22 protein-coding genes are annotated in these 24,194 nt (G+C 66.7%); 12 read left to right on the top strand and 10 right to left on the bottom strand.

Going from position 1 to position 24,194, the window contains the following annotated elements:
• Positions 1–11: 11 nt before the first annotated feature.
• The gene (locus JOF46_RS05410; protein ID WP_245348019.1) at positions 12–1,556 is read left to right on the top strand and encodes an FAD-dependent oxidoreductase; all 1,545 of its coding nucleotides are present in this window, start codon (positions 12–14) and stop codon (positions 1,554–1,556) included.
• A 3-nt stretch (positions 1,557–1,559) separates the two neighbouring features.
• On the opposite strand, the gene JOF46_RS05405 is transcribed toward JOF46_RS05410, so the two are convergent.
• On the bottom strand, positions 1,560–2,702 hold the full coding sequence (locus tag JOF46_RS05405) for a hypothetical protein (protein WP_209906379.1): 1,143 nt from the start codon (positions 2,700–2,702) through the stop codon (positions 1,560–1,562).
• A gap of 126 nt (positions 2,703–2,828) precedes the next feature.
• Between JOF46_RS05405 and JOF46_RS05400 the strand changes: the two genes are divergently transcribed.
• From JOF46_RS05400 to JOF46_RS05390, 3 genes are read left to right on the top strand one after another with little or no spacing between them, the layout of a single operon-like run.
• On the top strand, positions 2,829–3,191 hold the full coding sequence (locus JOF46_RS05400) for a hypothetical protein (protein ID WP_209906378.1): 363 nt from the start codon (positions 2,829–2,831) through the stop codon (positions 3,189–3,191).
• Between the two features lie 30 nt (positions 3,192–3,221).
• Positions 3,222–3,875 carry a VWA domain-containing protein gene (locus tag JOF46_RS05395; RefSeq protein WP_209906377.1) on the top strand — a complete coding sequence of 218 codons (654 nt, stop codon included), beginning with the start codon at positions 3,222–3,224 and terminating at the stop codon, positions 3,873–3,875.
• Position 3,876: 1 nt separating this feature from the next.
• Positions 3,877–4,479 carry a protein-tyrosine phosphatase family protein gene (locus tag JOF46_RS05390; RefSeq protein WP_209906376.1) on the top strand — a complete coding sequence of 201 codons (603 nt, stop codon included), beginning with the start codon at positions 3,877–3,879 and terminating at the stop codon, positions 4,477–4,479.
• 51 nt (positions 4,480–4,530) lie between these two features.
• Here the strand turns inward: JOF46_RS05390 and JOF46_RS05385 are convergent, their stop codons facing one another.
• Positions 4,531–7,071 (bottom strand): excinuclease ABC subunit UvrA, encoded by a 2,541-nt coding sequence (locus JOF46_RS05385; RefSeq protein WP_209906375.1) that lies wholly within the window; start codon positions 7,069–7,071, stop codon positions 4,531–4,533.
• Positions 7,072–7,209: 138 nt separating this feature from the next.
• On the opposite strand from JOF46_RS05385, the gene JOF46_RS05380 reads away from it, so the two are divergent.
• The 3 genes from JOF46_RS05380 to JOF46_RS05370 all read left to right on the top strand — a co-directional run bounded on the left by JOF46_RS05380 (position 7,210) and on the right by JOF46_RS05370 (position 9,251).
• Positions 7,210–7,701 carry a DUF6328 family protein gene (locus JOF46_RS05380; RefSeq protein WP_209906374.1) on the top strand — a complete coding sequence of 164 codons (492 nt, stop codon included), beginning with the start codon at positions 7,210–7,212 and terminating at the stop codon, positions 7,699–7,701.
• A 160-nt stretch (positions 7,702–7,861) separates the two neighbouring features.
• Entirely contained in the window at positions 7,862–8,416 is a 555-nt protein-coding gene (locus JOF46_RS05375; protein WP_209906373.1) for a Dps family protein, read from the top strand.
• A 202-nt stretch (positions 8,417–8,618) separates the two neighbouring features.
• The gene (locus JOF46_RS05370; RefSeq protein ID WP_245348018.1) at positions 8,619–9,251 is read left to right on the top strand and encodes a GNAT family N-acetyltransferase; all 633 of its coding nucleotides are present in this window, start codon (positions 8,619–8,621) and stop codon (positions 9,249–9,251) included.
• A gap of 21 nt (positions 9,252–9,272) precedes the next feature.
• Here JOF46_RS05370 and JOF46_RS05365 read toward each other — a convergent pair whose 3' ends face one another.
• Entirely contained in the window at positions 9,273–10,418 is a 1,146-nt protein-coding gene (locus JOF46_RS05365) for a glycoside hydrolase family 3 protein (protein ID WP_209906372.1), read from the bottom strand.
• A 275-nt stretch (positions 10,419–10,693) separates the two neighbouring features.
• Between JOF46_RS05365 and JOF46_RS05360 the strand changes: the two genes are divergently transcribed.
• The gene (locus JOF46_RS05360; RefSeq protein WP_209906371.1) at positions 10,694–10,966 is read left to right on the top strand and encodes a hypothetical protein; all 273 of its coding nucleotides are present in this window, start codon (positions 10,694–10,696) and stop codon (positions 10,964–10,966) included.
• A 2-nt stretch (positions 10,967–10,968) separates the two neighbouring features.
• Here the strand turns inward: JOF46_RS05360 and JOF46_RS05355 are convergent, their stop codons facing one another.
• Positions 10,969–11,487, bottom strand: a complete 519-nt coding sequence (locus JOF46_RS05355; RefSeq protein WP_209906370.1) for a hypothetical protein — start codon at positions 11,485–11,487, stop codon at positions 10,969–10,971.
• A gap of 360 nt (positions 11,488–11,847) precedes the next feature.
• Positions 11,848–12,339 carry a helix-turn-helix domain-containing protein gene (locus tag JOF46_RS05350; RefSeq protein WP_209906369.1) on the bottom strand — a complete coding sequence of 164 codons (492 nt, stop codon included), beginning with the start codon at positions 12,337–12,339 and terminating at the stop codon, positions 11,848–11,850.
• Positions 12,340–12,585: 246 nt separating this feature from the next.
• Here JOF46_RS05350 and JOF46_RS05345 point away from each other — a divergent pair, with 246 nt between their 5' ends.
• Positions 12,586–13,431, top strand: coding sequence for a pyruvate, water dikinase regulatory protein (locus JOF46_RS05345; protein WP_209906368.1), 846 nt, complete (start codon positions 12,586–12,588; stop codon positions 13,429–13,431).
• Positions 13,432–13,580: 149 nt separating this feature from the next.
• Positions 13,581–15,977 (top strand): phosphoenolpyruvate synthase, encoded by a 2,397-nt coding sequence (gene ppsA, locus JOF46_RS05340; RefSeq protein ID WP_209906367.1) that lies wholly within the window; start codon positions 13,581–13,583, stop codon positions 15,975–15,977.
• A gap of 60 nt (positions 15,978–16,037) precedes the next feature.
• Here ppsA and JOF46_RS05335 read toward each other — a convergent pair whose 3' ends face one another.
• From JOF46_RS05335 to JOF46_RS05325, 3 genes are read right to left on the bottom strand one after another with little or no spacing between them, the layout of a single operon-like run.
• Positions 16,038–16,817: an IclR family transcriptional regulator domain-containing protein gene (locus JOF46_RS05335; protein ID WP_209906366.1), complete on the bottom strand. Its 780-nt coding sequence runs from the start codon at positions 16,815–16,817 to the stop codon at positions 16,038–16,040.
• 26 nt (positions 16,818–16,843) lie between these two features.
• Positions 16,844–18,685 (bottom strand): bifunctional sugar phosphate isomerase/epimerase/4-hydroxyphenylpyruvate dioxygenase family protein, encoded by a 1,842-nt coding sequence (locus tag JOF46_RS05330; protein WP_209906365.1) that lies wholly within the window; start codon positions 18,683–18,685, stop codon positions 16,844–16,846.
• Entirely contained in the window at positions 18,686–19,558 is an 873-nt protein-coding gene (locus JOF46_RS05325; RefSeq protein WP_209906364.1) for a shikimate dehydrogenase, read from the bottom strand.
• A gap of 154 nt (positions 19,559–19,712) precedes the next feature.
• Here JOF46_RS05325 and JOF46_RS05320 point away from each other — a divergent pair, with 154 nt between their 5' ends.
• On the top strand, positions 19,713–21,074 hold the full coding sequence (locus JOF46_RS05320; protein ID WP_209906363.1) for an MFS transporter: 1,362 nt from the start codon (positions 19,713–19,715) through the stop codon (positions 21,072–21,074).
• Positions 21,075–21,154: 80 nt separating this feature from the next.
• On the opposite strand, the gene JOF46_RS05315 is transcribed toward JOF46_RS05320, so the two are convergent.
• Positions 21,155–22,522, bottom strand: a complete 1,368-nt coding sequence (locus JOF46_RS05315; RefSeq protein ID WP_209906362.1) for a plasmid pRiA4b ORF-3 family protein — start codon at positions 22,520–22,522, stop codon at positions 21,155–21,157.
• Positions 22,523–22,633: 111 nt separating this feature from the next.
• Here JOF46_RS05315 and JOF46_RS05310 point away from each other — a divergent pair, with 111 nt between their 5' ends.
• Positions 22,634–23,452, top strand: a complete 819-nt coding sequence (locus JOF46_RS05310; protein ID WP_209906361.1) for an AraC family transcriptional regulator — start codon at positions 22,634–22,636, stop codon at positions 23,450–23,452.
• Positions 23,453–23,469: 17 nt separating this feature from the next.
• Here JOF46_RS05310 and JOF46_RS05305 read toward each other — a convergent pair whose 3' ends face one another.
• A complete protein-coding gene (locus JOF46_RS05305; protein ID WP_425355033.1) occupies positions 23,470–24,048 on the bottom strand; it encodes a VOC family protein in 579 nt (192 codons plus the stop codon).
• Between the last annotated feature and the right edge of the window lie 146 nt (positions 24,049–24,194).

Raw genomic sequence — 24,194 nt, 5'->3', positions numbered from 1 at the left:
GCGTGGGTTCCATGGACACGACACTGCTTCACACTGACGTTCTGGTGGTCGGCGCCGGGCCCACTGGCCTGATGGCGGGGGCATGGCTGCAAAAATTCGGGATCGACGCCAAGGTCGTTGACCTGAAGTCCGGCCCGACCAAGGAATCCCGGGCGCTGGCGTTGCAGGCGCGCAGCATGGAGATCTACCGACAGCTTGGCCTGGCCGACCAGGTCAAGGCCCGCGCCATCCCCACCGGTGAAATGCGCCCCGGCATCGGGGCCCGCAGCTTCAAGAGCATCAAGCTCAACCGGCTCGGCTACGCCCAGACGCACTACGCGGGCCTGACCATGTTGGAACAAAGCGCCAACGAGGAACTGCTCGCCGAGTGCCTCAAGGACGGCGGCCACGAGGTCATGTGGGAGCACGGCTACGAATCCTTCGAGGACACCGGGGACAGGATGCTCGTCAAGTGCACCGGGCCGGAGGGACCGGTGCACTTTTCCGCGCGCTACGTGATCGCCGCGGACGGTGCATCTTCCCCCCTGCGAGAATCCTTCGGCATCGCCTTCGAAGGAACGACCGACGACGAGGTCTTCTACGTGCTCGATGCGCAGGGGGTCTCGGGCATGGGCTCGGGCATCAACCTGCGCTTCTCCGACGAGAACTTCATGCTGGGATTCCCCATGGGCAACGACCAGAACGGCGGGGAGCGCCGCCGGCTGCTGGGCATCTTGCACGAGCCCAAGAATTCCGGCAAGGAGAAACTCGACGTTGACGAGGAGCGGGCGCGGGCCAGCCTGCGCCAGGAGTTCGGGGTCCTGTACCGGGATGCCGCATGGTTTGCCACCTACCGGGTGCACCACCGCGTCGCCGAGCACTTCAGCCAGGACCGGGTATTCCTGGTCGGGGACTCCGCGCACATCCACTCCCCCGTCGGGGCCCAGGGCATGAACACCGGTCTGCAGGACGCACACAACCTGGTGTGCAAGCTGGCCGATGTGTTCTCCGGCCGCATGCCCGAGACCTACCTCCAGCGCTACGAGGCCGAGCGCCGTCCCGTGGCCTTGCGCCTGGTTTCCACCACCGACAAGCTCTTCAGCGCAGCAACCTCCGGTTCGTTGCTGGCCCGTACGGTGCGCACCCGTGCGCTGCCGATCTTCTGGCCGGCAGCGGTGCGCCTGGTGGGCAGGATCTCCGTCGGGCGCCGCTTCTTCGGCTACCTCTCGCAGATCCGCATCCACTACTGGATGGACGACCGGTCCAAGGACCGCGCCACCCTGGCCACAGGTTTCGCCCGCACCCGGCGCCGCGGCAAGGTGCTGGGCCGCCGGCTGCCCTGGGTGCCCAACCGATCCGGAGCCGCACCGGACAACTTCGAGGTGCTCAACGACGCCTGCTGGCAGGTGCACATCTACGGGCCCGCCGGCCGGGACCGCGGGGAGGAACTGGCTTCCGAGTACGGGGTGCCACTGCATGAATTCGCTGCCGCCCCCAAGCGCCTGCTGCCCAACGGCTCGGTGGTGCTGGTGCGCCCCGACATGTTCGTCGCGCACTTCGAGCAGGTCCCGGCCTGAGCCTCAGCCGCTGACCGCCACCACGTCGGCCAGTGCCTTCTCCTTGACGGCGAGCGCCGCGGCGGTGGTCCGGATGAAGACCACCAGCCAGCCAAAGACGATGCCCACCACCGCCAGCTCGAACGCCGTGAGGTTGTAGTAGGCCAACGGCTGCCAGAGCAAAGCCGCGCCCACCAGCCCCAGGAAGCAGGCAAAGGACAGCAGGTGGAAGACCCAGGGGAACCCCGGCAGCCAGAACGCGGCACCCAGGAGCAGCACCACGATGAATCCCGCCGCGATCCTCACGATGACCGAGTGCACCGGGGCCGCGACGTTGACCGGAACCAGCCCGATGCCGATGACGCAGGCACCCAGGCCCAGCAGGCAGGTGCGCACCACCGCGGGCCGCGGCCGGATGAACCTGGGCCGCGGTCTGCCCTGGGCACGGGCGAACTCGTCGTGGATGACGGCCAGCAGGCTGACGTTGCGCACGATGAACGCGGTCAGGGTGCTGAGCACCAGTCCGGAGATCACCAGGGTGGCGTTGAAGGTCCAGAACGAGGTGAGTCCCGAGGACCTGGTTCCCAGCGAGGAAAACATCGACCTCCACCAATACGGGTTCTCGGCCGCCAGCATGCTGATGAAAACGCCCGTCACCAGGAAGATGGCCAGCAGCCCGGAGAGGTTCTGGGCGTTGAGCCTGGCCGCGGAGACCAGCGCCGCGTACCCGGCGATCCCGGCAAAGACGCCCACCATCAGGCTTCCGGCGAACCTGTCCACGGTCAGTCCCAGGAAGGCGTCCTGGAACACCCTAAAGACGATGATCGCGGCCATGGTGCAGATTGCGGCATGGATGAGCACGAGGGCGGCGGCGTTGATGATCTTGCGGTAGCGGGGAAATTCGAGCAGCCAAACCTGGGTCTGCAGCAAGAAGCGCTGGTATCCCAGGATGGCGCCGGCGGTGGCGGCGAGCGAAGCGGCAATCGCTGCGTAGACGCCCACCGAGCGGAAGCCGGCCAAATCGGGGCGGTAGCCGACGAATCCGATGAGTCCCGCCACGATGCCCGCCACGGTGCAGCCCAGTCCCAGCCATAGCGCCCAGCTCTCCACCCGGAACTGGATTTCGGCAGATGGGGCATGGGTTCTCGGTCCTGGTTCACTGTCCACACTTTCGATTCTGCCATTCTTTGTGCGGCCTTCCATGGGCCTTTCGACTCGAGCGGACGAAACCATGCGCAAAATAACCCACCTCTCACTATTGACACATGCTCACAAACTGCGCATGATGAGTTTATGAACAAGAAGAAGCGCAGCCCGATCGATGAAGCCCGCCAGCTGCTTGGGGACGTACCGTCCGACCCGCTGGCAGCGGTCGAGCGATTGGGCGAGGTCCGCGAACTGATTGATGCCGCATTGAACGAGGAGATGGCCAAGGCCGCCCTCGAGGGCGCATCGATCCGGTCGGTGGCCGTCCGCGCCGGGCTCTCGCCCAACGCGGTCCCCCCGCGGCTGGCCCGCACCTCGCAGCTGTCCAGCTACACGGACGCCGGCGGCAAGGTGTCAAGCTCCTCCATCGAGCGAGCCCGCTACGACTCGGAAACCGGGCGCCCCGCGCCCACCGAACCGATGACCTTCAAACCCCGGCGCCCCAACTAAACGAAGCGCCACATCCGAAAGGCACTCGCCATGTCCAACAAAGACACCGCCATGCTCGTCTTCCTGCTCGACCGTTCCGGCTCCATGCACGACATCAAGCACGACATCGAGGGCGGGCTGAACGCCTACGTCGAGAAGCAGAAGGCGGAAGCAGGCAGCGCAACCGCCTCCCTGCACCAATTCGACAACGAGTACGAAGACGTTTACCTGGACAAGCCACTGGAGGACGTGCCCGTGTTCACCCTGGAACCCCGCGGCTCCACGGCCCTGTTCGACTCGATCGCCACGACCATCACCAACACCCGCAAGCGCATTGCCGCCATGCCTGCCCACAAGCGCCCGGGCATCGTGCACCTGAACATCGCCACCGACGGACACGAGAACGCCTCCACCCGGTACTCCCGCCGGGCCATCCGGGACATGGTCCAAGCCCAGCAGGAAGTCGACCACTGGATCATTTCCTACATGGGTTGCGACCAGGACGCCGTCGAGGTCGGTGCCAGCCTGGGCATCGCCCCCGAGCGCTCACTGACCTACACCCGGGAAACAGCAGCCGAAGCCATGGACGCCTACAGCCAGATGACCAGCAAGGCCCGCGGCGCCACCCGAATCGGCGCGGACTGGGAGCAGATCCGCGCCGAGTCGGTCTTCACCGCTCGCCAGCGCAAGGACGCGGGCAAGTGAGATGCGCGCCAACCTCAACTGGGTGACCGCCGACCTGGCCGTCGGCGGGGACCTGGCCTACGACGACACCGCCATGGTCGCCCAGGTGTTCGAGATCATCGATTCCGGAATCACCCACGTTCTGGACCTGCGGATCGAGGACGACGACACCGAGATCTGGGAGACCGCCAAGATTGCCTACCTGCGGGTCGGCACCACCGACGCCGAGGGGCACGTGGTCCCGCCGGAGGTCTTCGATGCGGGCGTGCGCTTCGCCCGGCTCGCGGTGCGCGAGGGCGGAAAGGTGCTGGCCCACTGCCACATGGGGATCAACCGCGGACCGTCCATGGGGTTTGCGATCCTGCTGGATCGGGGCCACTCCCCCATCGAGGCCTTCGACATGATCCACGCCGCGCGGCCGCAGGCCTTCATCGCCTATGCGCAGGACGCCCTGTCCGCCCACGCCGCGCGGCAACAGCGCAAGGGAGCGCCACCGGCCAACGGGGAGAAGCAGGCACGTTTGCTGCAACGGCACATCGACGAGGTGCTCACGCCCAGCACCGTCGGGCGCATCCGCCACCTGATGCGCCAGACCCACCGACGGGACCTGGGCTTTACGGCCTGAGCCCGGGCCAACCGGCGAGCGCGAGGTGCCGCGCCCGCCGGTTTCCGCCGGTCACAGCGGGTCCGCCCCCACGAGTCCCAGGCGCCTGGCCAGGTAGGGAGCTGTCCTGGACTCCGGGTGGACCGCCAGTTCCCGCGGCGTTCCGGTGGCAACGATTTTCCCGCCTTTGTCTCCCCCGTCGGGGCCCAGGTCGATGACCCAGTCCGCGGCTGCCACCACGTCCATGTGGTGTTCGACCACGACCACGGTGTTCTTCTCCTCGACCAGCCGGTGCAGCTGGCCCAGCAGCAATTGCACGTCCGCCGGGTGCAGGCCGGTGGTGGGCTCGTCCAGCAGGTAGAGCGTGTGCCCTCGCCGGGCCCGCTGCAGCTCGGTGGCCAGCTTGATGCGCTGGGCCTCGCCGCCGGAGAGCTCGGGGGCAGGCTGCCCCAGGGCCAGGTAGCCCAGTCCCACGTCACGCAGTGTCTGAAGGGACCGGGCGGCGGCAGGGATCCCGGCCAGGAAGCCGGCGGCCGCATCCACGTCCAGGGCAAGGACCTCGGCGATGTTCTTGCCCTCGTAGGTGACCTCGAGGGTCTCGGTGTTGTAGCGCGAGCCGTGGCACACCGGGCAGGGGCCGTAGCTTCCGGGCAGGAAGAGCAGCTCCACCTCCAGGTAGCCCTCGCCCAGGCACGTCTCGCAGCGCCCGCCGGCCACGTTGAAGGAGAACCGCCCGGCCCCGTAGCCGCGTTCGCGGGCCAGCACGGTGTCGGCATAGGCCTTGCGCACCGCATCGAACAGGCCGGTGTAGGTGGCAAGGTTCGAGCGCGGGGTGCGGCCAATGGGCTTTTGGTCCATGGCCACGATCCGCTCTATCCGCTGCGCCCCGCGCACCTCGCGCACCGTGGCCAGTGCCGTATCGGTGTCTGGATCCACGTCGTCGGGCCCGGAGGTCCCGGCGGATCCGTTGCGCCGGCTGCCGCCCAACTTCTCCGCCAGCCCGTGGGCCAGCGCCCGGCTGACCAGGGAGGACTTGCCCGATCCGGACACCCCGGTGACGGCGCTGAGCACGCCCAGCGGGAAGCGCGCATCCAGGTCCGCCAGGTTGTGCAGGGAAATCCCCTCCAGCTCCAGCCAGTGCTCGGCCACCCGCGGCGTCCGCACCACCGCGGCATCCTCGCGGGGCTCCAGGAACCGCCGGGTCACGGACTCCGACACGTCTTCAAGCCCGGCCACCGGGCCGCTGTAGAGCACCCGGCCGCCGCCGGCACCCGCGCCGGGGCCCACGTCAACCAGCCAGTCCGCCCGGGCCACCACCTCCATGTTGTGTTCCACCACGAAGACCGAGTTCCCGGACGCCTTCAGCGCCTCAAGCACCTCAAGCAACGGCCTGGCATCGGCCGGATGCAGGCCGGCCGAGGGCTCGTCGAGCACATAGATGACCCCGAAGAGACCCGAGCGCAGCGCCGTGGCGATGCGCAGGCGCTGCATCTCCCCGGGAGAGAGCGTCGGGGTTCCGCGGTCAAGGCTCAGGTAGCCCAGGCCCAGATTGGCCAGCACCTCGATGCGTCCCAGCAGGTCGGCGGCGATCGAGGCGGCGACCCCACCGGCAAGGTCCCCGGGCGCCGCGTTCCGGGGATCGGCCAGCGGACGCAGCACCGCGGCAAGGTCGTCGAGCGCGGTGGCGTTGAAACCGGCAATGTCCAGGGACGCCACCGTGACGGCCAGCGCCTCGGGGCGGAAGCCGGTGCCACGGCATTGAGGGCAGGGCCCCGAGCGCATGAAGCGCAGCGCCTTGGCCCGCATCGATTCGGACTTGGACTCGGCCACGGTGTGCAGGACATAGCGCCGAGCGCTCCAGAAGCGGCCCTTGTAGGGTTTTGCGACCCTGTCGCGCTCGGGTGCCACCTCCACCACGGGCTGTTCGTCGGTGAACAGCAACCAGTCGCGCACCTTCTTCGGCAGCTGGCGGAAGGGCACATCCACGTCGTGGCCCAGGTGCGTGGTGATGTCGCGCAGGTTCTTGCCCTGCCAGGCGCCGGGCCACGCGGCAATCGCACCCTCGCGGATGCTCAGCGACGGGTCGGGGACCAACGAATCCTCGGTGACGGTGTGCGCTATGCCCAGCCCGTGGCATTGCGGGCAGGCGCCCACCGCGGTGTTCGGCGAGAAGGAATCCGAATCCAGGCGCGGCGCCCCGGCCGGATAGTCCCCGGCGCGGGAGAAGAGCATCCGCACCGAGTTCGACAGCGTGGTCAGCGTGCCCACGGTCGAGCGGGAGCTGGCGGTGCCGCGGCGCTGCTGCAGGGCAACGGCCGGGGGCAGGCCGGAGATGAACTCGACCTTGGGGGTGTGGCCCTGGGCGATGAGCCTGCGCGCATAGGGTGCCACGGATTCCAGGAACCGTCGCTGCGCCTCGGCAAAGATGGTGCCGAAGGCCAGCGAGGATTTGCCGGAACCGGAGACCCCGGTGAAGGCGACGATGGCATCGCGCGGGATGCGCACCTCGACGTCCTGCAGGTTGTTTTCGTTGGCTCCGCGCACATGGACGAATCCGTCATGCGTGCCTGGTGCCGGGGTGTACTCGGTGTTCTGGCCAATGCTGTTCACCATCCCCACCCTAGGGCCAGCTTGCGCCGGAGCTCCACCCGCACCGCTGTTTCGGCGCATTCCACCGGCCGTGTTGCCGGGGCAGGGGCCGGCGCGTCGCATAAAGTTTTTCACAAACCATCCCCGGCAAGAGGAACCGTCATGGCCAAGCACAGCACACCGCCTTCGAAGACCGAGGACAGCGACGAGGAGCTGCACCGCAAGTGGAACGAGCTGCTCCAGGAGATGCGGGTCATGCAGACCGGCGCGCAGATCCTGGCTGCCTTCCTGGTGGTCCTTCCCTTCCAGTCCCGCTTCGACACCCTGGAGGTGCCCGATGAAAGGTTCTACCTGGTGCTGCTGGTCGCCTCGGCCCTGGTGATCCTCCTGCTGGTCACTCCCGTGGCCGTGCACCGGCACTTCTTCGGCCAGCAGCTCAAGGCCACCACCGTCCACCTGGGCCACATCATTTCGCGGCTTGTCGTTGTGGGGGTGGGTGTGTTGGTGGCAGGGTGTGTCTGGTTTGTCGTCCAGGTCCTGCACGGCTGGCAGACGGGCCTGATCGTGGGAGGGATCCTGATGGCGGCCGCACTCTTCCTGCTGCTCATCCTGCCGCGGATCGTCACTCCTCGCTCGACGCTTCCGGCGGAATGAACGGCGGACCGGGCCCGGAGCGGGAACTAACCCATCATTGTTTGCTATTCGCGAAAACCCCGGGCGTTTCGCTCCCGCCGCGTGATACGTTGCTGTCACCGCTACATCACATGAGTATCCACGGAAGACTGCCTGGCAGTCGATGGTCGAGGAGGCAGTTATGGCAGCAAAAACCAACGCAGGATTCACCGTCCCGGGCCTGAGCCTGGCCAATGGCCACAAGGTCGCCAACGCGCTGCAGATGCGGATCCACGCATTCAACGACCTGCAACTGACCCTGAAGCACGCACACTGGAACGTGGTGGGTCGCGACTTCATCGGTGTCCACGAAATGCTCGACCCGCAGATCGACCTGGTCCGCGCCATGATCGACGCACTGGCCGAACGCATGGCGACCATGGGAGTGGCACCCAACGGGCTGCCCGGTGCCCTGGTGGCGGCGCGCAGCTGGGACGACTACGAAATCGGACGGGCCAGCACCACCGAGCACCTTGCCGCCCTGGACCTGGTCTACACCGGGGTCATCACCTCCATGCGCAAGACCATCGAGGACGTCGGCAAGCTGGACCCGATCACCGAGGACATCCTCATTGGCCAGACCGGGGAGCTGGAGCAATTCCAGTGGTTCATGCGCTCCCACCTGGAAAACAGCGCGGGCGAACTCTCCAACGCTTCGGCCCGTACCGAGAAGGGCGCGGCCAAGAAGGTCAAGTAGCGCCGGCCTCACGGCACGGATGGGGACCCGGGAGCATGCTCCGGGGTCCCCTTCCCTTCGTCCCGCACCGACGCGAATCCGGCAACGGGGCCATCGGGCCGCGTGCACCGTTGACCGTCGCATGCGACGCTGGCAGTCTCGTAGCCAGCAGGCCGGACGAACCTCGCCCGGCACATACCGCCGGGGTGGGAGAACCAAGGGCATGGGAACAAACCAGGAAGCCACGAAGAGCGCTGGGATGCGCATCGTTCCGGCCAACCAGGCCGGCAGCGCGGACCTGGAGATGGTCTTCGGATCCAGGGGAACCGCGTGGGATTGCCAATGCCAGTGGTTCCAGAATCCCGGCAAGGCCTTCGATGCGCTCTCCGTTCAGGAGCGCGCGCACGACTTGCGTGCCCAGACCCGGTGCGGGAGGCCTGATGCACCAAGCACCAGCGGCCTGGTCGCCTATTTGGGAGACGAGCCCGTGGGCTGGTGCGCCGTCGAGCCGCGCACCGCCTACCCGCGGCTGCGCACCTCAAGGGTGACATTTGGCGGCCGCGACGAGGACAAGGACGATGTGGGTGTGTGGGCGGCGGTCTGTTTTGTCACCCGCACCGGGTTTAGGCGCCGCGGGGTCAGCCGCGCGCTGGCCGCAGCGGCCGTGGACTTCGCCCGGTCCCGCGGGGCACGGGCACTTGAGGGCTACCCGTTGCTGTTGCCCGCGGGCAAGGCCCCGATGTGGGGCGAGCTGTATGTGGGCAGCCGTTCCATCTTTGCCGACGCCGGTTTCAGGGAGATCGGCCACCCGACCCCGCGTCGCTTCGTCATGCGCATCGATTTCGAGAAGCCGTAGCGGGCCGGCGCGGCCGCACTGCTACTGCCCGGCGCGGGTCTGCAGCACCTCCAGCGCTGCGGCGTCGATCTTGGCCCGGAAACTCGGGCTGGCCTTGGCCGCCGAAACCAGCGCCTGGTGGATGGTCGGGATCGCGGCGGCATTCACGCAGAGCATCATGGTGCCACCGGCGTTGAAGAAGTTCTTGGCCCGGGTCGCGTAGCTCCAGGGCGAGAGCTGCTTGGCATTGCACATGTCATCTGAGATCACGATCCCGGTGAAGCCCAAGTCGTGGCGCAGCATTGTCTTCATGATGGTGGAGGAAAACGGCCCGACGTGGCTTGGGTCGATCTGGGTGTAGATCGCGTTGGAGACCATGATCCAGCGCGTGCCGTAGGCCATGGCACGGATGAAGGGCCGGCGGTAGACGCTGTAGCGGGTGGTGATGGTGTCCTTCACGTTGGTGGAGGTGTCGGTGTTCTTGGTGACCCGGCCGAGGCCCGGGAAGTGCTTGGCCACCGGGGCGATGCCTCCGGCACGCATCCCCGATACGAACGCCGCGACCTCGTCGGCGACGTGCCAGGAGGTGTATCCGTATTCGCGGTGCCAATACCCGATGGGCAGGTTGTAGGGCGCGAAGGCCGCCGACGGGACGGTGTCGGCGACAGGCGCGAGGTTCACGTTCAGGCCCGCGGCATGCAGCTGCTTGGCCCAGGTGGTGGCCGCGGCCTTCAGCGTCGAGGGAGCCCAGGTTCCCTGGTGCAGCGCGGTGGGCATGGTGGAGAAACCGGGCCCCTTGAGCACCTGGACGTAGCCGCCCTCCTGATCGGTGGCGATGAAGCGCTTTTGCCCGCCGGTGCTCGTCAGGGACACCGTCGCGTTGATCTTGTTGACCACGGCCTTGGTGGCGGTGACCCCGGTGTAGCTGCGGCCCTTGAGGAACACGTTGCCGATCTTGTTCTTCGTGAGGATCGACAGGTCCGTGGCGCTGGCTCCGGTGGCAGGCACGCCCATCATCAGCACCTGGCCGACGCGCTGGTCGAGGGTCAGTGTGGCCAAGGTCTGGGACGGGGTCAGCGCGGCGACGTTCACCGCGGCGCGCTGCACCGGTGCGGTGACGGCCGCCGGACCGGGCGTTGCCAGGGGCGGGCCCATCGGCGAGAGGCCCACCGCCAGTGCGAGTGCCAAGGCTCCGGTGACTGCCGCCCGCGCGGCGGAACGAGGGGTGGAAGTAGAATGCCCTCGCATGGCGAACGCCTCGATTCTAAGGAAACTGACGCAATTCTAGTCTTCCGCCGGATGGTTTGACCCGCTGCCAAGAGACAGATTCCGGGCTCTTTCACGCTTGCCGACGCCGGATTGCACGGCTCGGCGAAGTGATGCCAATCCACCTTTGCAACGAAACTTCCCTGGGCCTTCCAGACCTCAGCGTTATGATGGTTGCCAGGGATAAGGAGAGTGAAATGGCTACCGTAGTTCTTCCCAATGTTGCAGGTTCACGTGCATTGGCCGACAGACTCATCGATGGCGTAAAACTGGACCTGGAGTCAGCGCTCAGGATTGACGGACGGAATCTCGACATCAATACCGACAGCTTCCTGCTTCAGATCGTCAAGAGGATTTCCGACGCCGGCCTGACGTCGTTTGAGCTAGTAGGCGGTGGCCAGCAATGGTACGACGCGGTACGCGAGGCAGCCCGGTCCGCCGGTATCACGGCGGTAGTCGCTGATTTGTAGGACTACTTGTCCAGGTTTGCGGCGTGCTTACCCGCTTCCCTGATGGCTTTTTCACGACTTATCCGTTCGTCGTGAAGGTCGTATCCGTCCGAAGCGTGGAAAAAGAAGCGTGCCGTATCCCGCCATTCATAGAAGTTGCCTCGAATCCGCTCCTCTTCGATCCGGCTAACAACTTTTTCCAGGGCTCCCAACAAATCTTGTTCTTCATGGCTTGGAAACGGGCTTTGGCCCCGTTCGCCGTTTTCATGCCAGTCCTTGAGCTGCGTCCATCTGCTTAGTAGCGCCTGTGCCGCGTCTTGAGCCCCATAAAGGGCCTCACGCTGGCTGAGGTTTCGCCGGTCCGTCTTCTTGGCCTTCAAGGAACCGCTCGTGCTGAGATAGGCGGTCAATCCGGCCGCCAGCACACCTCTCAAGGCCGTCACCCACGGATGCCAGCTGAGTGCTGTCAATTGGGCGGACAGTTCAGTGCACACGGCAGCAGCGTCGTAGTCGACCACCGAGGGGCACGATGCAAGGTTCATCTTGTGATGGTAACCATGTGGAGCCATTCACAGGCATGATCCACCAAGGCCTGTGGACAAGCTTCCTGCCGCCCGATTGCGGCGCGGGCAGAATGCACATTGCCGCTCACGGGCCCCGGGAAGATCCGGGTACGGGCAAACGCCCGGTGGACTTTATCGCAAGTTCGTCGGGGCCAAGTCCGACCAGACGGTGGGGTCGTTTAAGTAGGGGCTGCAGTCGGTGTAAAGGGCATTCTCGTCGCTGCCCACCGGCAACCCGGTGGGCAGCCCGGAATCGTCGTGGCTGGCGCGGCTTGGCCCGGGGCTGTTCGCGGCGTGTTGGGCCGACGTCACCGGCGCGCCGGCCAACAGCTCAGCAGCTCAGCAGCTCAGCAGCTCAGCTTGGATGTGGTGCGGCGCGTGCGCCACCATGCACAGCCCGGCTGGCGTCGAATGCATATCCAGTCTCCCGGCGATCTCGGCGAGGTTGACCACTACACCGATCTTGTCCAAGCGCTCCAGGTAAAGCACCGTGAAGTCCTCAAAGCTTGGGATGGACAATGAGACGTGTTGGCGCACCGCCTCGTGAATGCCCGCGAGCATCGGAAGGCCTCGTCGACGAAATTCCTCGACAGGGTTGGAGCGGGCGGCCAGTTCCCACATTTTCACCCTGATGCCGCAGCGCCCCTCCGCGTCCCGGTCCAGGGACCCGGCGGCCAGCAACTCGGTTGCCAGTCGGTGCGTGGTGCTGCTGGGCAGGCTGGTGGCGCGGAAGAGTTCACTCATGCTCAACGCGGGGGTGGAACACCCAAAGGCACTGAGCAGCTTGACGATCCGCTCCACGACGGAGTCGCCGGAGGGGGAATTCGCCATGGCTGTCTCTGATTTCTCCGTTGGTTTCCCGCCTCCCAGCGCACAAACCAAAAACCGGCCGCAGTCCGCCGGCGACGCACCTGCGAGCCGGTACGGTCTGGACCGTGCTGCCTCGGGCAAAAGATGACGTTGGATAGAGCCGCTTGCCCGCACGTTCAGCTCTTGGACATCCCCTTACTCACTGCGTCTTGCGGTGGGGCCCCGGAATTAGGGGTCATCTGCAATGATGGGGAAAAAAGGAGATGCATGTTGGGCAATATCGAAAATCCCGGCGGCGTTGAACCGGTTTCCCGCCCCGTCTATTTCCTCTCGGACAGCACCGGAATCACCGCGGAAACACTCGGCAACACACTGCTCACCCAGTTCCCCCAGAGCACCTTTGACCGCACCACGATTCCGTTCATCACCAGCGTCGAGCAGGCGCAGGCGGTGGTGAGCACCGTTGATGCGGTGGCCGCCCGGGGGGTCTTGCCGATCGTTTTTTCCACGGTGGTCGGCGGTGACATCCGGTTGACCCTGGCCACCTGCCGGGCCACCGTGGTGGATTTGATCGGGACGCATATCTGGCAACTCGAGGGGGCGCTGGGCGCCGCTGCCAGTGGCAAGCCGGGACAGGCGCACGGCCTGGGGAATGCCGCCAGGTACCAATCGAGGATGACTGCCGTCGAGTATGCCATGGAGCACGACGACGGCCAGAGCCTGCGGGCCCTGGAGAAGGCCCAGATCATCCTGGTGGCCCCGTCACGCTGCGGGAAAACACCGACCACCATGTACCTGGCACTGCAACACGGCATCTTCGCGGCAAATTTCCCGCTGGTGGAGGAGGACTTCGAGAGGGAGGGGCTGCCCGAGCCCCTGAAACCGTTTGCGGAGAAATGTTTCGGACTTACTTCCACGCCGCAGCGGCTGAGCCAGATCCGCACCGGACGCCGGCGGGACTCCGCCTATGCCTCGTTGCGGCAGTGCAGCTACGAGCTGCGCAGCGCCGAGCTCATGTACCTCACCCACGGAATCCCGTACCTGAATTCGTCCAGCGTGTCGGTCGAGGAGATGGCGGCGACCATCTTGCAGAGGATGCGGCTGAAGCACTAGGCAATTCCCTTGCCACGTCAATATGGCACACGTCACCTAGTGGAAATCGCTGTAAACCTGTCACAGTGGACAAAGAACGTCTCCGGCCGATGGACTTCGCGCACGAGGCAGTACCAACGCATGTCAGCATTTGCAAAGGAGCAATGACCATGACAACAGACATCCTGTGGTTCTCGGAACTCGGACTCGGCGACCTGGACCAGGTGGGCGGCAAGAACGCCTCCCTCGGCGAGATGGTGCAGAACCTGAGATCGGCCGGCGTCCAGGTGCCCGACGGCTTCGCCACCACCGCCGACGCCTATCGCGCTTTCCTTGCCGATTCGGGCCTTGACCGCAAGATCGTTGCGCGGATGGAGGGCCTTGATGTCGAGGACGTCACCGCGCTGGCCGCCGCCGGCCAGGAAATTCGCGAGATGATGCGCCAGACGCCGTTCCTTCCGGCCTTCGAGTCCCAGGTTCGCGTCGCCTACCAGGAACTGGTGGCCAAGCACGGCGGATCCGCGGACCTGTCCTGGGCCGTGCGTTCCAGCGCCACCGCCGAGGACCTGCCCGATGCCTCGTTCGCCGGACAGCAGGAAACCTTCCTGAACATCCGCGGCATCGAGAACATCCTGCTGGCCATCAAGGACGTGTTCGCTTCCCTCTACAACGACCGCGCCATCGCCTACCGCGTGCACCACAAGTTCGAGCACGCCGAGGTCGCCCTCTCCGCCGGGATCCAGCGCATGGTGCGCTCGGACGTGGGGGCCTCGGGCGTCATGTTCACCATGGACACCGAATCGGGATTCCAGGACGCGGTCTTCGTGACCTCCTCCTACGGCCTGGGCGAGGCAGTGGTCCAGGGTGCGGTGAACCCCGATGAGTTCTACGTCTACAAGCCGGCCCTGCGTGCCGGGCGCCCGGCCATCCTCAAGCGCGGGCTGGGCGAGAAGGCGTTGCAGATGGTGTACACGGCCAGCGAGGAGGTCGGGCGGACCATTGATTTTGTGCCGGTGGAAGCCCCGCTGCGCAACCGCTTCAGCATCACCGACGCGGACGTTCAGACGCTCGCCCGCCATGCCCTGGCAATCGAGGAGCACTACGGGCGCCCCATGGACATCGAGTGGGGCAAGGACGGGATCGACGGGGAGATCTATGTCCTGCAGGCACGCCCGGAGACCGTGCAGTCCCGCCGCGCCGCCGGCCGGCTGAGCCGCTTCAAGCTCAACGAGAGCGGCCCGGTGCTCGCGGAGGGCCGCGCCATCGGCCAGCGCATCGGCTCCGGTGCCGTGCGCATCCTGAGCTCCATCGACCAGATGGCCGGATTCAAGACCGGCGACGTGCTGGTCGCGGACATGACCGACCCGGACTGGGAACCGATCATGAAGCGGGCCTCGGCCATCGTGACCAACCGCGGCGGGCGCACTTGCCATGCGGCGATCATCGCCCGCGAGCTGGGCATCCCGGCGGTGGTGGGCACCGGTAACGTCACCGAGGAACTCGCCGACGGCACCGAGGTCACCGTCTCCTGCGCCCAGGGCGAGACCGGATTCATCTACGCGGGGCTGCTGGACTACAGCCTCGAGGAAACCGAGATCGCCACGCTGCCCGAAGCACCGATCAAGGTCATGATGAACGTCGGCACCCCGGAGCAGGCCTTCGCCTTCTCCCAGCTGCCCAACGACGGGGTGGGCCTGGCCCGGCTCGAATTCATCATCAACCGGCAGATCGGCATCCACCCCAAGGCGCTGCTGAACCTCGAGGACCAGCCGGCAGGGATTGCCGTGGAAATCCGCGAACTGATTTCCGCCTACGACGGCCCCCGCGACTACTACGTCAAGCGCCTGGCCGAGGGCGTGGCGACGATTGCCGCAGCGTTCGCACCGAAGCCGGTGATCGTGCGCATGTCAGACTTCAAGTCCAACGAGTACGCCAACATGGTCGGCGGGCGGGCCTACGAGCCGCACGAGGAAAACCCGATGCTCGGCTTCCGCGGGGCCTCGCGCTACCTGGAACCATCCTTCCGGGACTGCTTCGATCTTGAATGCGAGGCGCTGTCCTTTGTCCGCAACGAGATGGGGCTGACCAACGTCAAGCTGATGATCCCGTTTGTGCGCACCCTGGCCGAGGGCCGCGGGGTCATCGACCTGCTCGCCGAGAACGGGTTGCGCCGCGGCGAGAACGGGCTTGAGGTCATCATGATGTGCGAGCTGCCGTCCAACGCGCTGCTGGCCGATGAATTCCTTGACCACTTCGATGGCTTCTCGATCGGGTCCAACGACATGACCCAGCTGGTGCTGGGCCTGGACCGGGATTCGGCCATCGTCTCCGGCGGTTTCGATGAGCGCAACCCGGCGGTCAAGAAGGTGCTCAGCATGGCGATTGCCGCGGCCAAGGCCCGCGGCAAGTACGTGGGAATCTGCGGGCAGGGCCCCAGCGACCACGCGGACTTCGCGCAGTGGCTGGTCGAGGAGGGCATCGATTCGGTGTCGCTGAACCCGGACACCGTCGTTGACACCTGGCTGCGCCTGGCCGCCAAGGCCGCGGAGGTGCCGGCACCGCGGTAGCACCTTCGAAAACGACGCCTTGGGGTGCAGCGAGGCCGGTGGCGGGCCGGCGCTGCGCCCCTAGTTGCGTGCCGCGGTGCGCCCGCCGAAGTCGTCGGCGATGTTCTTGGCGGTCCGGCGCATCAGCGGCAGCATCTCCTCGGTGATCGAGGTCGAGCCGATGCGCCCGGGCTGCACCGAGACGTTCAGGGCACCGAGCAGCTGGGCGCCCCGGTACACGGGAACCGCCAGCCCGCGCAGCCCCTCGTCGAGTTCCTGCGCCACCAGCGACCAGCCCTGCGCGCGCACCAGGTCCAGTTCGGCACGCAGCTGCCCGATGCTGGCCACGGTCTTGGAGGTGTAGTTCCGCAGCTGGGCGTTGGCCAGGAATTCCTCGCGCGCGGCCTCGGGCAGCTCGGCGACCAGCACCCGGCCCATCGAGGTGGCCCAGGCCGGAAGCCGGTTGCCGATGGACACATTCATCGAATGCAGGCGCGGGTTGCTGATGCGCTCCACATACAGGATGTCCTGCTCATCGAGCACGCACAATGCCGTGGTCTCGGACAGCTCGACGGCCAGCGACTGCAGGTGCGGGCGGGCCACCTGCGGCAGGGTCAGCCCGGAAAGGTAGGAGGCGCCGATGTCCAGCACCCGCGGGGTCTGCCGGTAGGCGTTGCCGTCGGCCTCCAGGTATCCCAGGTCCACCAGGGTCAGCAGGAAGCGGCGGGCCGCGGCGCGCGAGACGGAAATGGCCTCGGCCACCTGGGTGACGGTCAGCGACTGGTGTCCGGCGTCAAAGGCCAGCAGCACCGCCAGCGTCTTTTCCGCCGACTTCACGTAGTAGTCAGGCTGCTCGGCCATGGCTCACCATTCCCCTTTGTTCTTCCCTAGTGCGTCGTCAGGCGGTTGCGCTCGAACTGCGCGGCAAGCCGCACCGGGGCGTTCGGTGCCCCGTAGCCGTCGTAGCCGCCGCGGCGTTCGACGACCTCGAGGAACATGGTGCCCACGGTTTCGGTGTAGAAATGCAGGAATTCCCCGTGCTCGTCGCGGTCGTAGAGCAGGTTCAGTTCCTGCAGCTGCCCCAGCGTGGCCTCGTCGAGTCCGAACCGTGCCGCCAGATCCTCATAATAGTTGTTCGGGACGGCCAGGAACTCCATGCCCGCTCCCACCGCGTGGCGGGCCAGGGTGACGATGTCATCGGTGTGCACCGCAATGTGCTCGGGATACCCCGGGGCGCGGTCAGTGGTGTTCTCCAGTCCGTGCGGCACGATGTTCAGTGCCAGGCGCACCGCGCCGTCGGCCGTGCGCAGCACCTGGGAGCGGACCAGGCCCATGGGGCTGGGGACCTCGGTGCCCGGGCGGGCCTGAAGGTTCAGCGCGGAGGTGTAGAAGAGGACGGACTCGTCGAAGGCCTGCCAGGGCTGGGCCAGGTTGATGTGGTCGATGCCCGTCACCAGGGAAGTGTCCGCGGGTTTGCTGCCGTTGCCGAACTCCGGGGCCCAGGCCGGCTCGGCGGAGGTGGTCCCGAAGAACACCTCGGTCGCGTCCGGGGCGGTGAAGCCGTGCAGCGGCTGCTCGTCCACGGTGTGGTGGCGAGGGACGGCCGGGGCCTTCAGCGCGGTGGCGCGCCGGGTGCCCAGGGCCGCGTCGGGGACCTGGATGCCGAAGCCGGAGACCTCCGCGGTGATCCCGCGGCTGCGCTGGGTGTTGATGATGATCCGGGCGTCCCCGGCGCTCCAGAGCGTGACCGGCTTGCGGCGGTGCTGGCCGCGGAAGGTGAAGCCCAGTTGGGCCAGCATCCCGGCCACGGCCTCGGGGTCCTCGGTGCGGATCTCGGCGTAGTCGAAGCCGGAGGGGGCCTGGGCGCCGGGCAGCGCCGCGATCCCCAGCGGGTAATCGGCCGCGCCGTCGCCCAGGTGCGCGATGGCCCGGTCCTGCAGCCAGATCAGCGAGCGCATCCCGTCCACGGCGGTGCGCTCGACGTTGGACTGGCGGAAGACGTCGTTGAAGATCTCCAGCGAGACGATCCCGTCGTAGCCCGAGCGGACCAGGTGCCCCATGAACTTATCGAGCTCGAAGCCGCCCTCGCCGGGGAACACGCGGTAGTGCCGCGACCAGGAGAGCACGTCCATGGACAGCACCGGGGCGTCGGCCAGCTGGACGAAGAAGATCTTCTCGGCCGGGATGTCCGCGATGCCCGCCGGGTCGTCCCCGCGGGAGAGGATGTGGAAGGAATCCAGGCAGAGGCCCACGTTGGGGTGGTCCACCAGTTCCACGATCTTCCAGGAATGCAGGTAGGTGTTCACGTACTTGCCCCAGGCCAGGGCCTCGTAGGCGATCTTCACCCCGTGCGCGGCGGCAAGCTCGGCCAGGGCACGGATCTGGGTGGCGAACAGTTCGTCGTCGTTGATGGTGGCGGTGCCGACGTTGGAGCACAGCAGGATGGTGTCGATGCCCAGCCTGTTCATGAGCTTGAACTTGGCCTCGGCGCGGGCAAGGCTTGCGGCCAGCGTTGCCCCATCGACCCCCTCGAAGTCGCGGAAGGGCTGGAAGAGATCCAGGGTGAGGCCCAGGCGGTCGGCCAGGGCGCGGACCTCCTCGGGGGACATGGCCGAGACGGTGAGGTCCTGCTCGAAGATCTCGATGCCGTCGAAGCCGGCCTTGGCGCAGGCGAGCATCTTCTGCTCGAGCGTGCCGGAGATGCAGACGGTGGCGATGGAGGTGCGCATTTACAGGCCCGCCTCCAGCATTTCAAGCAGGTGGTTGCGCATCCGCGGCGCCTCGGGGGCGAGTCCGGTGATGATGCGATAGGCGTCGACCGCCTGGCCCACGGCCATGTGCCCGCCGTCGAGGGTCTGGCAGCCCAGGGCCCGGGCGGCCTTCAGGAGTTCGGTGTCGACGGGCCGGTAGATCACATCCGCCACCCAGTGGCCGGCGTTCAGGCCGGTGACATCCAGCGGCACACCCGGGTGGTGGTGCATGCCGATGGGGCTTGCGTTCAGCACGCCGCTGGCCCGTGGCAGCAGGGCGGGAACGTCGGCAGGGGTGTGGGCGGTGATGGTGCTCTCGGGGAACTGGGCCGTAAGGGTGTCGGCGCGTTCGGTGGCCCGGGAGGGTTCGGGATCCACGAGGAAGAGTTCCTTGGCCCCGGAGGCCAGCAAGGCGTAGGCGACCGCGGAGCCGGCCCCGCCGACTCCGAGTTGCAGCACCGCGTCCAGGGCTGCACCGGGCAGGCCGTTGGCCAGTGCGTAGGTGAAGCCGGAAGCGTCGGTGTTGTAGCCGTGGAACTTCCCGTCGCGGATGAGAACGGTGTTCACCGCACCGATGGCGCGGGCTTCTTCGCTGATCTCGTCCAGGTGCTCGAGCACCAGTTGCTTGCAGGGGTGGGTGATGTTGAAGGCGTTGAATCCCAGCATGGCCCCGGCGCGCAGCAGCTCCCCGACGTCCTTGCCTTCCTTGCCGATCTCGGTGAGGTCGATGGGGCGGTAGAGGTAGCGCAATCCGTGCGCGTCCGCTTCGGCCTCGTGCATGGGAGGCGTCAGCGATGGCATGACCCCGTCCCCGATCAGGCCTACAAGGTACGACTGCGTGGTGGTGCTCATGAGTGCTCCGGTCCGTGGGATTTCCTGCATGGGGATTGTCATGGATGTGATTTAGCTCTACTCTAATGGTTGTACGCAATTCGTACAACTGTACGCAATGCGCACAAATAGCCGTTCATCTCCCCAATGCCCCCGTCTTACCTAGGAGTATCCGATGCCAAACACCGATCACACAACGGCGCAACCCGCGCCCGGCACCGGGGGCAGGACGCCGGTCAAGGCCGCCCTGGCCAGCTTCATGGGCAGCGCCGTGGAGTACTACGATTTCTTCATCTTCGGCTCCGCCGCCGCACTGATCTTCCCGCACGTGTTCTTCCCCGACGCCGATGCCAACTCCGCGGTCATGTCGCTGGCGACCTTCGGCTTCGCCTACGTCGCCCGCCCCGTCGGCGCGGTGATCCTGGGCCACTTCGGGGACAGGATCGGGCGGCAAAAGGTCCTGATGTTCACCCTGGTGCTGATGGGCGCGGCGACCTTCATGATCGGCTGCCTGCCCACCTTCGACCAGGTCGGCTGGCTGGCCCCGATCCTGCTGGTGCTCGCGCGCCTGCTGCAGGGCCTCTCTGCCGCCGGCGAGCAGGCCGGCGCCTCCTCGCTGACCCTGGAACACGCACCGGATGACCGACGCTCCTTCTTCACCTCCTGGACGTTGACCGGCACCCAGGGCGGCCAGATCCTCGCCGCGCTGATCTTCATTCCCGTGGTCGCGATGCCCGACGAGTTCAAGTACACCATCGGCTGGCGCATCCCGTTCTGGCTCTCCGCGGTCGTCGTCATCGTCACCTTCTTCATCCGCCGCTCGCTGCACGAGACCCCGGAATTCGAGAAGGCCAAGAAGAACAACGAGATCGCCAAGCTGCCCCTGGGCGTGCTGATCCGCTTCCACTGGCGCGACGTGCTGCGCGTGGTCTTCTGCGCCTTCATCGCAGCGGTCTCCACCGTCTACGGCACCCTGGCCATCTCCTACGGCAAGACCGTTGGGGACATGGATCCGTCGGTCACCCTGTGGCTGGTGGTTGCCGGCAACGTCGGGGCACTGTTCACCCAGCCGTTCTTCGGCAAGCTGGCCGATCGGATCGGCCGCAAGCCGGTGTTCATCTACGGGGCCCTGGCCTCGGCCGCGTTCATGCCGTTCTACCTGCGTTCCATGGAGTCGGGCAACACCCTGTTGCAGTTCGCACTCTCGCTGCTGGTCTTCTCCTGCGCCTACGCCGCGGCCAATGCCGTCTGGCCCTCCTTCTACGCCGAGATGTTCTCCTCCCAGGTCCGCTTCTCCGGCCTGGCCATCGGCACCCAGCTCGGCTTCCTGATGGCCGGCTTCGCCCCGTCCATCGTTGCGGCCCTCGGCGGCCTGGAGCCCGGCGGCTGGGTGGTCATCAGCCTGTTCACCCTGGCGATCGCGCTGATTGCCTCGATCTCCGCGCTGACCGCCAAGGAAACCTACAAGGTGCCCACGCACCTTTTGGGCCGCACCGCGCACAAGGTCGAGTCCGCCTCCGGTGCCCACGTGCAGTAGCGCAGCCGCGCACCACAAACAAGGCCCCGGCGCCTCCCGTTTCTGGGAGGCCCCGGGGCCTTGGTCGTACAGTGGAGCGATCAGGAACGCAGCACGGCCAGCGCGAAGGCCCGCTCGAGCCCGGGCGCGCGGCCCCTGTTGCCGTTTTCCAGCACCGCCATGCGGAACGCCTTGGTGAGGGCCGTGTACCTGTCCCCGAGCCGGTTGAAGTCGCCGTCTTCGATGGTGCGCCCGTCGTGGTGGACGTATTCCAGCAGCCGCATGCCCTCGTTGGTGCGCGCCTCGATGGCCTTGGTGTCCGCGTCCCCCGCCCCGGCGGCAGCCAGCAGGGCCAGCATCGTCGCATCGTAGCTGACCTTGTCACGGATGGAATTCCTGGCGCGCTTGGCCAGGTGTGCCCACAGCGCGGACGGGTCCCTGGCCACGCGCAGCGCGGCGGGCGTGGCCACCAGCTTCCTGCCCTGGGCCTTGAGCAGGCCGACTTCCATGAGCATCAACCGGAAATCGTGGATGCCGTGCAGGTGCACCTCGGTCTTGCCGCCGAATTGCACGAAGTCCTCGTGCTCCCAGCCGATCCCCGCGATCACCTCCGGCAGCACGGACGGGGACAGGTAGCCGGCCGCGGTCAGCGGCAGGCCCGTGCCTTCGCAGGCAGCGATCCACCACAGGATCGAGGCCATGGCCCGCGGTGCATCCTCGGGCATCGGCGCCGGCGCCGGATGCGCGAACACGTCGATTCCCAGGCTGTGGAGGAACTCGGCCAACACCAGCGAAGCGTACACCGGGAGGGTGGAAAGCCATTTTCCGGTGGCGGTGTCCTGGGGCATCCCGCCGAGCAGCAGGCGCACCCGCATGTTCGCCGCTCCCGCATCGAAGGCCTCGGGATCCACGGGAGTGAAGTAGCCGAAGTGGGCCCTGAACCAGTCCACGATGTAGCTGCGGTCGGGGTTCGCCGAGGGGACGCGGGACAGCTTGAGCATCTCGTACCAGCCGCCCAGTCCCCCGCAGTCTTCCAGCGGAACACGCAGGGCGCCGTCGAGCACGCGGGCCTCGGGAGCCGCGGGGTCCAGCGGCCGGGAGGATTCCTCGGTGATCAGGTGCATCCAGCTGTCGCCCAGGTCGTACTCGTACCAGAGCGTGCCGCCGGAGCGGGCCAGTGCCTCGGTGAGGGTGGAGCCGGTTTCGTCCTCGCCCTCCAGCCCGTCCTCGATGCTGTTGGCCATCAGCCAGGTCGTCGGCTGCTCGCCCGGCGCCACCTGGCCCCGGATGAAAGGATTGCGGTCCATGTACAGGTGCAGGTGGGAGTTGGTCCAGCCCAACGCTCCCTGCAGCACCTCGTGGAAACGCTCCAGCGTCATGGATCCGTCGACCTCGATGCGCCGCCAGATGGCCGGTTCTGAGCCATGGAGTTGGATGTGCAGCGTGTGCTGGGTACGCAAGTTCTTCATGGTTCCAGTCTGCTGCATCGGGGACCGATCGGGGCGAAACGGCACCGCGTCCCCCGGCTTTCTTGCGCCGAACCACGGCGTTCGCCGTGCCGTGGCAGCATAATGGCATCCATGGACACCCCGCGCGGACCGCTGCAACCGACAGGCGAAGGAACGGCGCACGTCGCCCGCCTCGAACCTTCCGCGGCGCTGCGCGAGCTGGTGGTCCACTACTGGCTCCCCACCTGGCAGATCCCGGCCGGGGCAAACCACGAACAGCGCATCCTTTCCTACCCGGGATGCAACCTCGCCATCGAGGACGGCATCGGCACGCTCTACGGGCCGGTCACCCGGCTCTCGCTCAAGCGGCTGTCCGGATCGGGCCGCGCGTTCGGGGTGCTGCTGCGGCCGGGCACCGGCGCCCTGCTGTGCAACATTCCCGTTCCGGAGCTGGTGGACGGCTCGATCCCTGCCCTGGACTGCGGGCTTGACTGCGCCGGAGCCATCCACGAGGCCCTTCACGCGGAGGGAACCATCGAGCACCAACAGCGCAGCGCCATCGCGATCTTCGAGGACTGGTTGGTGGAACGGCTCCCGACCGGCATGGACGCCGAAGGACTGCTGTTGAACCGGATCTGCGCGGACATCGAATCCACCCCGGGAATCGGGCGCGTGGCGCAGCTGTGCGAACACTGGCAGATCGGCGAGCGGGCCCTCCAGCGCCTGGTGCACACCCGCATGGGCATCACGCCGAAGTGGCTGCTGCAGCGCCGCCGGCTCCAGGAGGCCGCTGCGCTGATGGGCCGGGGCACGGGCCCGAACCTGGCGCGCCTGGCCCACGCGCTGGGCTATGCGGACCAGGCGCATTTCACCCGGGACTTTGCCGGCGTGACCGGGATGAGCCCGGGAGAATACGTGCGGCAGGTCCAGGCCGGGTCCGTCGGCAGCTGAGCCGTGCCGCGATCTCGCTACTCGGTGCCCGAGGCGTTGAAGGTCTGCAGCCAGGCGGTGACCCGGTGCTCGGATTCCTCCCGGGACAGGTCTTCCACGCGGGTCATGACGTTCCAGCGGCGCCCAAACGCATCCACGAAGGTGGCGAAGCGGTCCCCGGAGACGAAGTCGGCGGGCTGCTCGACGGCGGTGGCTCCGCGTTCCAGCGCACGTGCGAAGACGGCGTCAACGTCCTGCACGTAAACCGCGATGGAATTGTTGGTGTGTTGCGCATCCGCCACGACCAACCCGTATCCCGGCTGCGGGTCCGAGAGCTGCAGGAAGCCGTTGCCGAAGTCGAGTTCCGCATGCGAGACGGTGGGGCTGCCGTCCTCCTTCGGGGCACCTGGCATCACCGAGAGCACGGTGGCGCCGAAGACCTCGCGGTAGAACTCGATGGCTGCCTGCGCCGGCTCAACGACGATGAACGGCGTCAGCGACGTGTAGCCGTTCGGCACCCCGTTGGTCGTGTGCTTTCCGGTTGCTGCCGTGGTTGTTGGTTCCGGGGACATGATCGGCTTTCCTTTGGTGGCGTGGATGGTTGCTTGCCGTTCCATTGAACTCCTCGGGCAGGTCCGTGGTCTTGAAGGAATCCGACAGCGTTCCTTGCCGATTCATGTTCCGGGTCGTTGTCCGCCGTCCTGCTCGCGGCGACTTATCTTCGTGTTCCGGTCGCTGAGATGGAAGAATCCGATCAGCTGAC

This window comes from Paeniglutamicibacter psychrophenolicus (assembly GCF_017876575.1).
Classification (GTDB): Bacteria; Actinomycetota; Actinomycetes; order Actinomycetales; family Micrococcaceae; genus Paeniglutamicibacter; species Paeniglutamicibacter psychrophenolicus.
This window is presented reverse-complemented; position numbering and strand designations above follow the sequence as displayed.

Bases quoted from the DNA above. Each gene is read 5' to 3' on its own strand.
- JOF46_RS05410 (WP_245348019.1), top strand. From the start codon at position 12: ATGGACACGACACTGCTTCACACTGACGTTCTGGTGGTCGGCGCCGGG.
- JOF46_RS05400 (WP_209906378.1), top strand. From the start codon at position 2,829: ATGAACAAGAAGAAGCGCAGCCCGATCGATGAAGCCCGCCAGCTGCTT.
- JOF46_RS05395 (WP_209906377.1), top strand. From the start codon at position 3,222: ATGTCCAACAAAGACACCGCCATGCTCGTCTTCCTGCTCGACCGTTCC.
- JOF46_RS05390 (WP_209906376.1), top strand. From the start codon at position 3,877: ATGCGCGCCAACCTCAACTGGGTGACCGCCGACCTGGCCGTCGGCGGG.
- JOF46_RS05385 (WP_209906375.1), bottom strand. From the start codon at position 7,071: ATGGTGAACAGCATTGGCCAGAACACCGAGTACACCCCGGCACCAGGC.
- JOF46_RS05380 (WP_209906374.1), top strand. From the start codon at position 7,210: ATGGCCAAGCACAGCACACCGCCTTCGAAGACCGAGGACAGCGACGAG.
- JOF46_RS05375 (WP_209906373.1), top strand. From the start codon at position 7,862: ATGGCAGCAAAAACCAACGCAGGATTCACCGTCCCGGGCCTGAGCCTG.
- JOF46_RS05370 (WP_245348018.1), top strand. From the start codon at position 8,619: ATGGGAACAAACCAGGAAGCCACGAAGAGCGCTGGGATGCGCATCGTT.
- JOF46_RS05360 (WP_209906371.1), top strand. From the start codon at position 10,694: ATGGCTACCGTAGTTCTTCCCAATGTTGCAGGTTCACGTGCATTGGCC.
- JOF46_RS05355 (WP_209906370.1), bottom strand. From the start codon at position 11,487: ATGAACCTTGCATCGTGCCCCTCGGTGGTCGACTACGACGCTGCTGCC.
- JOF46_RS05350 (WP_209906369.1), bottom strand. From the start codon at position 12,339: ATGGCGAATTCCCCCTCCGGCGACTCCGTCGTGGAGCGGATCGTCAAG.
- JOF46_RS05345 (WP_209906368.1), top strand. From the start codon at position 12,586: ATGTTGGGCAATATCGAAAATCCCGGCGGCGTTGAACCGGTTTCCCGC.
- ppsA (WP_209906367.1), top strand. From the start codon at position 13,581: ATGACAACAGACATCCTGTGGTTCTCGGAACTCGGACTCGGCGACCTG.
- JOF46_RS05335 (WP_209906366.1), bottom strand. From the start codon at position 16,817: ATGGCCGAGCAGCCTGACTACTACGTGAAGTCGGCGGAAAAGACGCTG.
- JOF46_RS05330 (WP_209906365.1), bottom strand. From the start codon at position 18,685: ATGCGCACCTCCATCGCCACCGTCTGCATCTCCGGCACGCTCGAGCAG.
- JOF46_RS05325 (WP_209906364.1), bottom strand. From the start codon at position 19,558: ATGAGCACCACCACGCAGTCGTACCTTGTAGGCCTGATCGGGGACGGG.
- JOF46_RS05320 (WP_209906363.1), top strand. From the start codon at position 19,713: ATGCCAAACACCGATCACACAACGGCGCAACCCGCGCCCGGCACCGGG.
- JOF46_RS05315 (WP_209906362.1), bottom strand. From the start codon at position 22,522: ATGAAGAACTTGCGTACCCAGCACACGCTGCACATCCAACTCCATGGC.
- JOF46_RS05310 (WP_209906361.1), top strand. From the start codon at position 22,634: ATGGACACCCCGCGCGGACCGCTGCAACCGACAGGCGAAGGAACGGCG.
- JOF46_RS05305 (WP_425355033.1), bottom strand. From the start codon at position 24,048: ATGGAACGGCAAGCAACCATCCACGCCACCAAAGGAAAGCCGATCATG.